Here is a 13,481-nt window from a genome sequence, read left to right on the forward strand (position 1 = left end):
GTCCGGCATATATAGTTCACCGACATATGCAGTTCGAAAGCCCACTAGGGGGAAGTGTGTCCCACAGCGATCCGACCCGTTCCGCACCCGTCCTGCACCTGGCCAACGTCACCCGGGTGCACGGGCGGGGCGCAGCCGAGGTGCACGCCCTGCGCGGCGTCGATCTCGCCGTCCATCCGGGCGAGTTCGTCGCCGTCATGGGGCCCTCCGGCTCCGGGAAGTCCACCCTGCTGACCCTGGCCGGCGGACTCGACGCACCCAGCGAGGGCGAGGTCCGGGTCGAGGGCGTCACCCTCGGCGGCCTCGGTCGAGGCCGACTCGCCGACCTGCGGCGGCGTTCCATCGGCTACGTCTTCCAGGACTACAACCTGATCCCCGCCCTCACCGCCGCGGAGAACATCTCGCTGCCGCGCGAACTCGACGGCGTCTCCGGACGAACCGCCCGCCGGGAGGCGCTGGCCGCGCTGGAGGAGCTCGGCATCCTCGAACTCGCCGACCGCTTCCCCGACGACATGTCCGGCGGACAGCAACAACGCGTCGCCATCGCCCGCGCGCTCATCGGCGAGCGCCGGCTCGTCCTCGCCGACGAACCGACCGGCGCCCTCGACTCCGCCACCGGCGAGGCCGTCCTCGCCGTGCTGCGCGCCCGCTGCGACGCCGGCGCGGCCGCGATGATGGTCACCCACGAGGCGGCGCACGCCAGTTGGGCGGACCGGGTGGTCCACCTGAAGGACGGCAGGGTCGCCTCCGAGAGCCACGGGCGCCGCACCGGCAAGCGCCGACTGGGCGGCGACCCGCTCGGCGCCCCCGCAGGGGGCCTCGGCCACGCGAACGACGGGGCCGGGCACGCGGCCGGCGGCTTCGGCGAGGTGGCCCGATGAGACTCGGCGCATGGAAGGTCGCCCTGCGCATCGCCCGCCGCGACGCGCTGCGCGCCAAGGGCCGCAGCGCCCTGATCGTCGCCATGGTCGCGCTGCCCGTCCTCGGCGTCACCGGCGCCGACGTCGTCCACCGCAGCGGGCAGCTCACGCCGGCCGAACGGGTCGAACGGGTCGTGGGCGGCGCGGACGCGCTGGTCACCGCGCTCGCCCCCGGCCGGAGCGTCGAGCAGGCCCCGGTCGCCGAGGACGGCGCCTTCGCGGTCGAACCCCGCCCCGGGCAGGCGCCCACGCCCGAGCAGCAGAAGGCCGCCGGCACCGACCCGGTCGCCCTGGTCACCGGCCTGCTGCCGCCCGGCAGCGTGCTGACCGCCGCCCGGCCGGGTCCGGAGACCGGCGCGACCTCACCCGAAGGCCTGGTCCGCACCCTCACCGCCGAAGCCGACGTCGCCGACCCGCTCTGGCACGGCCGGCTCAACCTGGTCGACGGCCACGCCCCGGGAGGCCCCCGCGAACTGGCCGCCACCCGGGCCTTCCTCGACCACGCCGGGCTCGCCGTCGGCGGCACCACCACCCTCCCGGGCCTGGAACGGACGACCTTCACCATCACCGGCGTCGTCGAGCACCCGGACGACCTCCGCCGGGTCGAACTCGTCGCCCAGCCGGGCGCGTTGCTGGACCAGATCGCCGCCGCCACGCCACCCGACAGCCCCGCCGGGGAGCGCTCCGGGCCCGAACACGGCGCCTGGCTGGTCCGGCTCCCCGCCGGGGCCGCCCTCGACTGGGCCAAGGTCCAGGAGTTCAACGCCCACGGCTACACCCTCACCGCCCGCTCGGTCGCCCTCGCCCCGCCGCCGCGCGCCGCCGTCCCCTACTACCGGGACGCCTACCGCTCCACCGGCCCCTCCGCCGACAACAACACCAAGGTCGTGGTGGCCACCGTCACCGGCATGGGCCTGCTGGAGGTCGCCCTGCTCGCCGGGCCCGCCTTCGCGGTCGGCGCCCGCCGCTCCCGCCGCCAACTCGCGCTGCTCGGCGCCGCCGGCGGCCGGCGGTCCCACGTCGGCGCGGTGGTGCTCGGCGGCGGCCTCGTCCTCGGCGTGGCCGGGGCAGTGGTCGGGGTGGCCCTCGGCACCGGCGCCGTCGCCGGGCTCCGTCCGTGGATCGAACGGGCCGGCGGCGCCCGCTTCGGGCACTTCGCCCTCCCACCGCTGGACCTGCTCGCGATCGCCGGCATCGGCCTGCTCACCGCGCTCCTCGCGGCCGCGCTGCCCGCACTGCAGGCCGCCCGCCGCAGCGTCACCGCCGGGCTCACCGGCCGGGACACCGTCCGCGGCCCGAACCGGTGGGTCACCCTGCTCGGCCTGGTGCTGCTCGCCGCCGGCGCCATCCTGGCCCTGTACGGCGCGGGCGCGGTGCAACGCGGCCTGCCCGTCGTCAGCACGTACGACGCCCGCACGCTGACCGTGCTCGGCGGCTCCATCACCGCCGAACTCGGCCTGCTCGCCTGCACCCCGTTCCTCGTCGCCCTGGTCGGCCGGGCCGCCGGACGGCTGCCGCTCGGGCCCCGGCTCGCCCTGCGCGACTCCGCCCGGCACCGCTCGCGCACCGCGCCGGCCGTCGCCGCCGTCATGGCCGCCGTGGCCGGAGCCGTCGCCATCGGCGTCTACAGCACCAGCACCGACGCCGAGAACCGCCGCGACTACCGGCCGCAGGCCCCGTACGGCGCCGTCCAGCTCATCGCCACCACCGACGGACCCCAACTCGACATCATGCGCGCTGAGTTGGGCAAGCAGCTGACCGATCTCGGCCCGCGCGCCGACCTCGCCGACGCGGTGTACCGGTTCTGCGCCGGCTGCTCCAGCACCGTCCAGCTCAAGGGCACCGCGAACTGGCGCACCGCGTCCGGCCCCCCGCACCTGGCCGCCGGGGACGCCGCCGTGCTCCGCACCCAGTTCGGCGTCCACGACCCGGCCGCCGAACAGGCCCTGGCGGCCGGGAAGATCCTGGTCTTCGACCGCGCGTTCCTCGCCGGCGACGGCCGGACCGTGCTCCAACTGCGCGGAGGAAGCGGCGCGCCGCTGCAGCCGGGCGAAATCCCCAAGCCCGACCTGCAGGAGCTCCCGGTCGACGCCGTCCTGGTCGAGAACCCGACCGCCGCCCGCTTCGCCCAGGGCCTGATCCTGCCCTCGGCGCTGCCGAAGCTCGGACTCGCCGCACAGCCCACCGGCTCGATCTGGGTGCCCACCACTCCGCCCGACCGCAAGGCCCAGCAGCGCGCCGAGGCATCCGTCGTCCGCCTCAACCGGGCCGCCCAGCTGGAGGTCGAGCGCGGCTACCAGCCCCGCGGCGACGCCCTCACCCTGGCGCTCAGCGGGTTCGCCGCACTGGTCGTCCTCGGCGCGGCCAGCATCGCCACCGGGCTGGCCGCCGCCGACTCCCGCCAGGACCAGGCCACCCTGGCCGCCGTCGGCGCGCCACCGCGGATCCGCCGCACGATGGCGGGCCTGCAGTGCGCACTGATCGCCCTGCTCGGGGCGCTGCTGGGAGCGGTCAACGGCTTCGTCCCCGCGGTGGGGCTGCTCAAGTCCCGGGCGAGCGGGTTCGGCAGCCATCCGGCCCTGATCACCGCGCCCTGGGGACAGCTGCTGCTGGTCGTCCTGGTGCTCCCGGTGGTGGCGGGCCTGCTCGCCGCCCTGTTCACCCGCACCCGGATCCCGCTCGGGCGGCGGCTGTCCTGAGGCTCCGGGTGCCCTGAGGTCCGTAGCGCCCGCCTCCCCGACTCGGGGCAGGCGGGCGCTCGGCGTGCGGTGTGCGGGCGGGGCGCGTGCCGTGGGCGGGGGTGGCCCTGGATGTCCTGCGCGCCCGACGGCGCCCACGTACGACGGCGGGGCGCAGCGGGCCCTGGATGTCCTGCGCGCCCGACGGCGCCCACGTACGATGGCGGGTTGCAGCGGGCGGTGGGCGCCGGCGGTCGGCGAGGGAGACAGGGCAGTGCTGCGCGGGTTCGGCGAGCTGGAAGCCGAGATCATGGACCGGCTCTGGGCCTGGGGCCGGCCGGCCCCGGTACGCGAGGTCGTCGACGACCTCCAGCTGCAGCGGCCGGTCGCCTACACCACCGTCACCACGGTGGCCGACATCCTGCACACCAAGGGCTGGCTGCGCCGCGACAAGGTCGGCCGCGCCTGGGTGTACGAGCCGACCTGCACCCGCGAGGAGTACACCGCCAGGCTGATGCACCAGGCCCTGGAGACCACCCCCGACCGGGCGGGCGCACTGCTCCACTTCGTCGACCGGATAAGCGGCGACGAGATCTCCGCCCTGCTCGCCGCCCTCGAACAGGTGAAGGCCCGGGACACCGAGTGACCCTTGCGCTGCTCGGCCTCTACCTGGCCGTGACCGGGGTGCTGCTGCCCCGCCGGATGGCCGGATCGGCCCGCCTGCAGGCGCGTCCGGCGGCGGGCGCGGCGCTCTGGCTCGCGCTGATGGCCTCGTTCCTGGTCGCGCTGCTCCTGGCGGCGCACCACGCGGTGGAGCCGTTCGCCCACGAGCCCGCCGGGCTGGTCGGGCTGGTCCCGCACGTGGAGCCGACCGGGCCGGTCGCCGCGCACACCCACGACTGGTGGCTGCTGGCCGCCGCCGGGACCGCGCTCGCCGCGGTGGTGGCGGCCGTCGGGGTGCGGGCCGGGCGGGCCCGGCGGCGGCACCGGGCGTTGCTGGACGTGGTCGCCGTACGGGACCGGCGCTGGGGCGCCCTGGTCCTGGAGCACGCCCACCCGACCGTCTACTGCCTGCCGGGCCGCCGCTCCCGGGTGGTCCTGTCGCGCGGGGCGCTGCAGCTGCTCGACGAGCGGCAGCTCGCCGCGGCGGTCGCCCACGAGCACGGGCACATCCGTGGCCGCCACCACCTCTTCCGGCTGCCGGCGGACACCTTCGCGCTGCTCCTGCGCCCGCTGCCGCTGGCCCGGATCGGGCGCTCGGAGGTGGCGCTGCTGCTGGAGATGGCCGCCGACGACGCGGCGCTGGCGCAGGTGTCGCGCACCGACCTGGCCTCCGCGCTCTGCTCCCTGGCGACCGGCGGCGCCACGCCGGGCTCCGCGCCAGGCTCCGCGCCGGGCGGGGCCCTGGGGGTGGCCGCCACCGGGGTGCCGGCCCGGGTCCGCCGTCTGGCCCGACCGGGCGGCGGCCGGCGGCGGCGCCAACTCGCCTTCCGGCTCGGCGTGGTGGCGCTCCCCCTGCTGCCGTACCTGCTGGTCTGCGCGCCGCATCCGTAGCCCGGCGGCGGGCCGCGCGCCCCGGACGGGCCCTCACGGTACCGGCGCAAGGCCTTCACCGACGCCATGCCGACCCTCGGCGGCGGGGACGACGAAAGCCCGTGTAGGTTCCAGCATCACTTGTCATTCTGAGTGAACTCGACCTGGGGCTTTGTGTGAGTGTCCGGTCGACTTGTCATCGGTTCTGTCCAGACGACTTGTCGTCCACTTGAGATTCTCGCGGTGAAGGACGAACTCGCCGGGCGGCGCCAGAGCCTGGATGTCAGCCCGTGCCAGTGCCGCGAGGAGCTCGGCGCCTCGCTGGGTCGGGCTCATGGGTGTCCCGTTCTTGGTCTTGGCACTGCGGTGGAACAGCGGGGCGCCGATGTCGGCTTCCAGCCGGGCGAGCTGGGTGACGAGGGCGGAGGGGACGATGCCGAGGGCCTCGCCGGCCAGCTTGAGGTTCGGGAACTCAATGGCGGCCTGGAAGCGGGCAAGGCGGAGCCACCCGTAGCGGGTTCCCTGGACGGCCTTCTTGATGTCAGCCGGTGCGTCGTCCGGAAGTTGGGCCAGCATGACCTCGCTGCTGTGGACCCCGGACGGCCGGATGGGAATGTCGAGCTGACGCAGCCTGCGCAGGATGGTCATGTCCTCGGTGCCGATCTCTTCGGCGAGCGAGAGCGTCGATCGCTTGTGGTTGACGTACTGGTCTCGAAGCCAGGCCGGGTCGATGTCGACGGGGCGGGGCGAATGGTGGCGTGTGAACCCGGCGTCGTGGGCGAACTCGACCACGATGTCGCGGGGAAGGCCGTGTTCCTTGGCGATCGCCCCGGCGTTCTTGCGGGCCATGACGTACTCGCGTTGGAAGAAGTCGGCCGTCAGCAGGGTCCGGGCGCGTTCGCGGTGCTTCCAGGTCGAGCCTCGCGTTGTCGGCTCGCCGCGGCGGGGGCGCTTGGGCTCGATCAGGTCCAGCGCGAAGCGGACGTGGGTGTGGTTGGTGCGGAGCGCGGCGGCCGCCTGGACGACCGGCACGCTCTCGCGGTGGACGAGGCGGTGCAGGGCTTTGAGGTCGATATCGTCGAGGCGTGGGCCAGGCAGGCGGATGTCGTGGCAGATGTGGTCGGGGGGGCTCCATGTGAGGGGTTCGTCGATCCCGAGCGTGCGGAGGGCCTCGCATCCGTGCTCGCGCAGGGCATGGCGCTGTGCGGGTGGGAACGACTCGATGGACTGGAAGTATCGGGCGCGCTCACCCCGTTTTGTCCAGGTCAGCGGGTGGATGGGTGCGGAGAGGTCGTCGCCGGTCATCAGCTGGACCAGGTAGCGCTGGGCCTGGCGGAAGCGTGGAGTGGGTGCGGCCTTCGGGCCGTGCTCGCCAGGGTTGGTTCCGGTGCGGTAGCAGAGTTGCATCCAATCGTCTTCGGCGAGGATGTCCGCGGTGACCAGTTCCCGGCGGCGGTGGTAGTCGATCGGGCTGCCCTCGCTATCCAGGAAGTCCGCGATCCGGCAGAACACCTCCAGGAGCGGGGAGTTCCCGGCCTGAATCATGTCCTGGAGAGTGGTGGCGAGCAGATAGCGGCCGATGTGGGGGTGTAGGTGCTGGACCGTGCTCCGGATGGTGTGTTCGGGTTGTCCGACGTGAAGGACGAGCGCCGATGCGACGGCGCGGAACAACTCCGGGCGCATCGTTTCGGGCAGGATCCGCAATGTCCAGTCGGGCCAGAGGAGTTGCGGGACCAAGCGGGCGCGGCTGGCCGGCTCGTCGGTTCGCGGAAGACGTGCGGTGGAGGTGCAGGACCGCAAGCGGATCCGGCTGGTCGGTTCCAGGCCCGCGTCGGCGGCCCGGATGAACCTGCTCTGCAGGGCCGGTGAGAGCATCGCGAAGTGGCGGGGGTCCATGGTGTGAGGACGCGTGGAGAGACCGTTCGGGCGCCGGTGGTTGAGGATGCGCAGGCGGTCGATTGCGTGCTGGTCGTCGGCGCAGATCAGAGTCTGTCCCTCGCGGGCGACGACGGCGGCGACCGGGGCGGTCAGTTGTGCCTTCCAGGTGCTCGAAGCGGCGTCGGAGGCGGCGGTCGGCCGGCGCTTCCATCCTTCGGCGGCGATGGGGTCGAGGTCGGCGGTGTCACGTTCGTCCAGGGTGCGTTGCAGCCAGTTCGCCAGATACTCCAGGTCGTTGAAGACCTCGGCCGCGGTGCGGTCGGCGCCTCCCGCGGTGACGGCGTCGATCCAGTGCTGGGTGTCCAGCAACGGGCTGCTGGGGGACAGTTCGGTCACAGGAACTGTGGTCAGGTTGGTGATGCAGTGGCTCTGTCGCTTTTGCGGGGCGGCGCAGATTCCGGGCGGGGAGGGAAGCGGCATGCGCTGGTGGGGCAGAGTGTGGCAGGTGGGGCAGCGGTCGGCCAGCAGGAGGCGGTGCTGCGTGCAGGCGAAGGTCCAGGGTGACCACCAGCTGAGGCGGAACCTGCCGCCCCGATCGGCTAGGCAGGGAGGGCAGTAGCGCGGGGTGCGGGTGCGCGGCCGCCCGGGAAACCATGTGGCGGACGGGACGGTGCTGTCCAGCCGCCCGGTGGGCAGCGCCGCGAGCATCTCCAGTCTGCGGAGGTCCTCGGGTGGCCCTTCCGTGAGGAGTTCCTGCGGCTTGACGGGGCTGGGCAGGCCCAGGACGCTCAGCAGTCGGCGCACGGTGATCCCGTAGCGGCGGGCCAACGCGTGCAGCCAGCTGTCGATGCTCTCGCCGTCCAGCGGGGCGACTCGCAGCGGCAGGACGCGGGCTGCCGGGCTCACGATGCCGCCTGGCGGGCGGGCCTGCGCCTGGGGGCGGGCAGGCAGCGGCGGGCCTGCTCGGATGCCTCGTCAAGGAGGATCTCGTCGAGCAGGTCACGGGTGAGGGCCTCCGTGCCGGTGCGGATCGCGCGGTAGCAGCCTCGGACCAGCAGCGTGAAGTACGAACCGATGTGCCCGGTGGTCCGCTCGAACAGGTAGTCCTCCAGCTCGACCAGCATCCCGGGGCGGTGGTCGGCAAGCACCAGCTGCCGCTCGGTGGATTTGATCAGGCTTCGCCAGTGTCGGCGCCCGGTTCCGTCCTCCTGGTGGAACGGCTCGACCCCAAGACGTGTCCACCGGCGCGCGGTCTGGGCAAGGACGGTGTTCTTGCCCGTGAGACCGTCGGCGAAGAACCGGCGCTCGGCCAGGCCGACGCCGACGTAGATGAAGGTGACGGGCAGCTCGTTGGCCAGCCACTTCAGGTGGTTGCTGACCGCCAGACCGTCGCGGCGGGCGAGATCGATAAAGTGGATGTCGTCGATGATCCCGACGCGACTCTCGCAGCTGAGCACGCAGTCCAGCGCGTGGCTGGCCAGCGCGGCGGCGCTCGCCCGGTCGGTGGCGGGGTGGCCGTAGAACTCGCAGATCATCCGGTTCAGGGTCCGCAGGGTGGTATTCGAGGTCAGTCCGACGCGGAACACCGGGACGCGCTCGTTCCCGAGTTCGGTGACTGGGCCGTGCCGGCGGATCTGGGCGCGGTCGAAGTCGCGGCCGAACAGGTTCGCGATGGTGGTCTTGCCCAGGCCCGGCAGGGCATCGATCACCGCGGCGGAGCGAATTCGGTCGGCGTCCTGCCGGTTGCTGTGGACGATCTGTTCCAACTCCCCGTGAATGGATGCCAGTTGCGGGGTCTGGATGATGCCGAAATTGGCGTGCCAGTCGTGGCGCCGGTCGTTGTAGTCATCCACGGCGTCCTCGCCCAGGGCGGTCAGCTGGGCGAGGGTGAGCGTCTCGGGCCGGACCCGGGGCGGGGTGTCGACGAAGCGCCGCCAGCCCTCCTTGCGGGAGAGGCTGAACAGCGGCGGGGGCGTCACTGCAATACCTCGAAAGCGTCGTCGTAGAAGTCGTCGTCGGGGCCATCGAAGATCTCGTCGTCCTCGTCGGTATCACCCGCCGTCACCGCGGCCGGGACCAGGTGCAGGCCCGTCCTGGCGGCGGACTCGGACGCAGGCGAGGGCTGAGGGAAGGCTGGCCGGTCGGCCGAGATCCGAAGCGCCATCCTGCGCTCGCGGCGGCCGGTGACCGACCCCTTCTCCCAGCGCCCCAGCAACTCGGTCAGAGCCTGCTCGGGTTCGACATGCCGTCCTTCCCCGGTGGCCAGGCGCCGGGTGTAGGCGGCGGCCTCCGCGCTGAACGGCGAGGCGAGGCCTGGGGCGTGTTCCCATTCCAGCCGGTGCCAACGGCCGTCGGCCGGATCGTGGAAATAGACGAAGCGGACATCGTCCGGGTTGACCCGGATCGGCCACCGGCCCGCCAGGCGCCCGCCGTAGGGGCTGGTCTGGTTGCGGTAGCCGTCCAGCACCGCCCCGTTGTAGCGGAGTCCGCCGACCTCGACCCCGTAGTGCTGGATCGTGCGCGGTACCACCTCCAGGAAGTCGTAGGCCAGGTCCGGGTTCGGCGCCATCCGCAGCCGTCCGGCCTTCGCAATGCCAATTCGCAGCATTTCCAGCGGTGACAGCGCGACGCCCGGCCACTGCGGGATGACCAGCCCATCGTGCTTAGAGCGGTGGTGAACCTCCCGAAGCCACTCACGGATCACGTCTTCGAGCTCGTGGACGAAGAAGAACGCCTGGTCCTCGACCGCCAGCCCGCGGCTGTGGACGTCTGGGCCCTTGTAGGCGGGAAGGTGCTGGATCAGGCCCTCGCGCAGGGTCTTGAAGAACCGCTCGACGGTCGGCTTGTCCGTGGGCTTCTTCGGCTGTGCGGGCTGGATGGAGATCCCCAGCCGGGTGCAGACGCTGATCACCTGCGTGGACAGGAACGCGCGACCGTGGTCAACCACCAGGGTCTCGGGTGGGCAGAGGCCGCGGCCAGGCGAGTCCTCCTCGGTCCAGACCAGTTGGTCCGGCAGCCCGTGGAACGGGGCCAGTGTCCTCGGCTCGTCCTCCTCGGCCGGTGGCGCGATCGCCTCGAACAGCACGGCGGCGACGTCGACCGCCCGCGTGGACACCGCCGTGACGCGCAGGCCGACGATGCAGCGCGTGAACAGATCTTGTGCGACGGTGAGTTGGGTCCTCACCCAACGGCAGGTGACTTCCTCCATCGCGTAGACGTCCAGGTCCTGCGTGTCCAGCACCACGTACTCGCCCGGCCTCGTCGCCCGCAGCCGGCCATAGACGCCCTTCGGGCGCTCGGCGATCGACCGGCGGGCTTTCGCGCTGCCCGTCAGCGCGTTCGTGCCCCGTCCCAACGCCTCCAGCCGCGCGTAGGCCGTTGACCGGGCCGGCAGCGGAACCGTCCCAGGCCCGTGTCGTTCCTCCAGCAGAGCCTCGACCTTGCGGATCACGGCCGACCGCGTCGGCGTGGAGGCGTCGACCAGCGATGCGAACACCTCGCGCACCGCGTCGTCCCAGCGTGGGTCCACCCTGCTGTCGCGCCCCTTGAGCTGCCGCAGGTCCACCAGTCCGGAGACCCCGGCCTGCTCGTAGGCGGCGATCCAGCGTTGGAGAGTGCGCGCGGACACCTCCAGCTCGAAGGCCTTCGCCTCGATGCGCTCGGAGACCGCGAGCTCCGGAGAGAACTGCGGGCGAGGCTCACCGGCCGCCGCCATCTCGGCGAAGCCGCTGCGAAATCCGCTGAGGACCTCACGGATGTGCCCGGCCCGCTCCTCGACCTCCTCGCGCTGCCGATCCGACAGACCTGCCAGGGCCACTCCGCCGGTCGTCTCCTCCAACTCGGCGGCCGACTCCATCCGAGCCCCCGCCGCGAGCCGGGCGAAGGACACCGCGCTGAACGCTCCGGTACGGATGTTGCGCAACGTGATGTGCGCGCCGTCGAACTCCACCACCTCCACCAAGTCGCCGTCGAACATCAGCCGCGACCCGGCGAAGACCGCCATCGCACCGCCGGTCATGTGTCCTCCCCAGTCAGCCGGACCTCGCTCCATGCCCCGAGCAGACGGTTCAGGTCGCAGGTCAGCGCCCCGGACCAGAGCAAATACAGGACGGCGGGCCGCACCAGCTCCGGGGGAAACCGGCTCGCCAGGGCCTGCTCGATCGCGGAGATGCTGCGGTGCGTCCTCGCGGCCTGGGCCGCATGGCGCGCTGCATCTTGATCGATGACTTCCGGCCGCCGGTAGCCGGCCAGGAACCGGACGTTCTCCACCAGGACCGGATCCGCTCCGTACCACGTCTCGAACGCCCAGCCCCGCGTCGCGCAGACCTGCTCGGTCCAGGCGAACTGCGCGACCACCTCGGGTGCCTTCGCCCGCCAGGCCGCCTTCACATCGACCACCGTCACCGAGCCGTCCTCACGCGCCAACAAGAGATCGGGGACGTGCCTTCGCACCGAGGATCCGTCCGCGCCGACCGGTTGGAAGGGCTGGGCCGCGATCGCTACCACCGACGGATCGAAGTCGGCCAGCAGAATCCGTGCCAACTCCAGGCGGCTTTCGTAGGCCACCAGCCCCTGGGTGGTGGCCGCCCAGTACCAACCCGAGTAGTGCCGCCGCCCTCGGTACGAACGAAACTCGCGCACCGGCATCCCCGCCGTGACCTCGGAGACCACCAGCCGGTCCAACGAGGTCTCCACGACCTCTCCGTCGATCTGGCGATACCGGACACGGACCCTCCCGCTCCTCACCGCACCCACGCTTGCTGACCCTAGGAGCAGGAACAGGAGCGGCCAAGATCTCGATCGGGTGATTGTCCGGCGTCGTTGCAGCAGGCGACGGACAGGTCCCTGGGCTGTGGGAGTTTCGTGTGGCTACGCGATCGATCTGGAACGGAATCGAGCCGCTATCTGTCCAGGACCTCTCGCCAGACGTTGCCACCGTCGGCCCAGGTCCAAAGCCACTTCCGCAACGACTCGGCCGCGTAGGAGAGCCCGTCGTGAGGATCCTCTCCCCATTCGGGCACCCACCTATCGCAGTCGTATAGCAACACCGGGTTGTCGACGGCGAGCAATGAGACGTGCCAGTACATCGAGCAGCCGCCTGCCGTCAGCTCGAACCACGACTCCGGTACCCCCGCCGCTCGGTTGCGTTCGCGAGCACGTGCTGCGGACGGCCAGTCGCTCAGGTGGCCCGGTGCCCGGTTCCCGTCACACAGCGAGACGAGCCCACAGTCGGGCCCGAAGCCCCCGTCTGCGACCTCGGTGTAGACACGGCGGAGCAACTCGGGCAATCGAAGCCCCAGCCTGCGCTCGACGTCCTCAACCTGCGCCAAAGTGACCGGAGCAAATAGCGGACCACGCGGAGCGTCCGCGTAGTAGGCGGCCACCACCTCGGTCAACGACTTGAACGCAATCGTCCCGTCGCTGCAGGACCCGCGTCGACCGTCCTGGGACTGCCCCAACCAGTCCGTGCCGTAGCGCTCTGCTATCCACGCGCCCGGCACATGAGCCTCATCGAAGCGCCGACCGGGGTCCCAGGCACGTGCACGCAGCTTCTCGATCAACGCGTCGTCGTTCGCCGCCTCGCGAGCAGGTCCAGGCCGCCGTCCGAGGTGTGGCGGCGTGGGGACATCATGCGAAGCAGCGGTCATGCACGGGGAGCATAGCCGTGGGGCGACGGTGGTGTCCGGTCTCGGTGAGCTTGTCTTTGGATCTTGTCCTCAGCTGTGGAGTTGCCAAGTCGGCTGAGAACACTCGGCGCAGGATTCTCAGTGAATCTGGCTTCCGCGGAATATGCCGTGGGCTGAGAGCCAATCCCGGAGATCCGTCTTGATGCGCCCGGCCCCGATCTGCTGTCCGGCCTCCGCGTGCAGAGGGCTGCCCAGCACGGTCATCACTGATCCGGCCAGACGCCCCGCTCGGACAGGTGGAGAACGAGGGCGGCGATGTTCCAGGCGTCGTCCTCGCCGCGGTGGTGACGGCCTTCGAGCCGCCGCCCGGCGATCTCCAGGGCCTGCGCCATTCCAGGGCGTTTGCGCAGGCCGTATGCCTCGGTGAAGGCCGCTTTGGCGTTGGTGTGGTGCCGGCCGAAGGGATAGGGCGTCCGGGTGTTCTGGCACTGCCGGGTGAACTGGTTGCGGTCGTAGTCGCCCCAACTGGCCCACGGACGGGACCCGGTGTGGTGTTCGACCGCCAGCAGCCGACACGCCTCGGCGAAGCTGACCCCTCCGTCCACCTCGTGTTGTGTGAGGCCGGTCAACTCCGTGCAGAACTCGCTGACCGTGGACCGGGCGGGACGCACCAGAATCCGATGCCGGGCGAGGCGCTCCGCGGTGGCCAGGTCGACGACGGTCAGCCCGATCTCGATGATCTCGCTGACCGCGCCCGGCGGTCGGCCGCGGGCCCAGCAGGTGGCTTCGACATCCACGACGTTAAGGAGCCGCTCGGCCCCGGTGCTGTCCATGGCGGGAAGCGT

General features: G+C 72.0%; 10 protein-coding genes. 4 read left to right on the forward strand and 6 right to left on the reverse strand.

What is annotated here, in order from left to right; all coding sequences use genetic code 11:
- The first annotated feature begins 26 nt into the window (after nucleotides 1–26).
- The 4 genes from ACIO5E_RS27545 to ACIO5E_RS27560 all read left to right on the forward strand — a co-directional run bounded on the left by ACIO5E_RS27545 (nucleotide 27) and on the right by ACIO5E_RS27560 (nucleotide 5,152).
- On the forward strand, nucleotides 27–881 hold the full coding sequence (locus ACIO5E_RS27545) for an ABC transporter ATP-binding protein (RefSeq protein ID WP_400672710.1): 855 nt from the start codon (nucleotides 27–29) through the stop codon (nucleotides 879–881).
- A complete protein-coding gene (locus ACIO5E_RS27550) occupies nucleotides 878–3,619 on the forward strand; it encodes an FtsX-like permease family protein (RefSeq protein WP_400672712.1) in 2,742 nt (913 codons plus the stop codon). The genes ACIO5E_RS27545 and ACIO5E_RS27550 overlap by 4 nt, the downstream gene beginning before the upstream one ends.
- Nucleotides 3,620–3,875: 256 nt before the next feature.
- The gene (locus tag ACIO5E_RS27555) at nucleotides 3,876–4,244 is read left to right on the forward strand and encodes a BlaI/MecI/CopY family transcriptional regulator (RefSeq protein WP_400672983.1); all 369 of its coding nucleotides are present in this window, start codon (nucleotides 3,876–3,878) and stop codon (nucleotides 4,242–4,244) included.
- On the forward strand, nucleotides 4,241–5,152 hold the full coding sequence (locus ACIO5E_RS27560; RefSeq protein WP_400672714.1) for a M56 family metallopeptidase: 912 nt from the start codon (nucleotides 4,241–4,243) through the stop codon (nucleotides 5,150–5,152). Before ACIO5E_RS27555 ends, ACIO5E_RS27560 begins: the two co-directional genes overlap by 4 nt.
- Nucleotides 5,153–5,275: 123 nt before the next feature.
- Here ACIO5E_RS27560 and ACIO5E_RS27565 read toward each other — a convergent pair whose 3' ends face one another.
- The 6 genes from ACIO5E_RS27565 to ACIO5E_RS27590 all read right to left on the reverse strand — a co-directional run bounded on the left by ACIO5E_RS27565 (nucleotide 5,276) and on the right by ACIO5E_RS27590 (nucleotide 13,469).
- Nucleotides 5,276–7,915, reverse strand: coding sequence for a TniQ family protein (locus tag ACIO5E_RS27565; protein ID WP_400672716.1), 2,640 nt, complete (start codon nucleotides 7,913–7,915; stop codon nucleotides 5,276–5,278).
- Nucleotides 7,912–8,988, reverse strand: a complete 1,077-nt coding sequence (locus ACIO5E_RS27570; RefSeq protein WP_400672718.1) for a TniB family NTP-binding protein — start codon at nucleotides 8,986–8,988, stop codon at nucleotides 7,912–7,914. Before ACIO5E_RS27570 ends, ACIO5E_RS27565 begins: the two co-directional genes overlap by 4 nt.
- Complete coding sequence (locus ACIO5E_RS27575; protein WP_400672721.1) at nucleotides 8,985–11,027, reverse strand: integrase; 2,043 nt, start codon at nucleotides 11,025–11,027, stop codon at nucleotides 8,985–8,987. The genes ACIO5E_RS27570 and ACIO5E_RS27575 overlap by 4 nt, the downstream gene beginning before the upstream one ends.
- The gene (locus ACIO5E_RS27580) at nucleotides 11,024–11,704 is read right to left on the reverse strand and encodes a TnsA-like heteromeric transposase endonuclease subunit (protein ID WP_400672724.1); all 681 of its coding nucleotides are present in this window, start codon (nucleotides 11,702–11,704) and stop codon (nucleotides 11,024–11,026) included. The genes ACIO5E_RS27575 and ACIO5E_RS27580 overlap by 4 nt, the downstream gene beginning before the upstream one ends.
- Before the next feature lie 206 nt (nucleotides 11,705–11,910).
- Nucleotides 11,911–12,657 (reverse strand): SMI1/KNR4 family protein, encoded by a 747-nt coding sequence (locus ACIO5E_RS27585; protein ID WP_400672727.1) that lies wholly within the window; start codon nucleotides 12,655–12,657, stop codon nucleotides 11,911–11,913.
- Between the two features lie 242 nt (nucleotides 12,658–12,899).
- Nucleotides 12,900–13,469, reverse strand: a complete 570-nt coding sequence (locus ACIO5E_RS27590) for an exonuclease domain-containing protein (protein ID WP_400672730.1) — start codon at nucleotides 13,467–13,469, stop codon at nucleotides 12,900–12,902.
- Between the last annotated feature and the right edge of the window lie 12 nt (nucleotides 13,470–13,481).

This window comes from Kitasatospora sp. NPDC087314, assembly GCF_044744365.1.
Taxonomy (GTDB): Bacteria; Actinomycetota; Actinomycetes; order Streptomycetales; family Streptomycetaceae; genus Kitasatospora.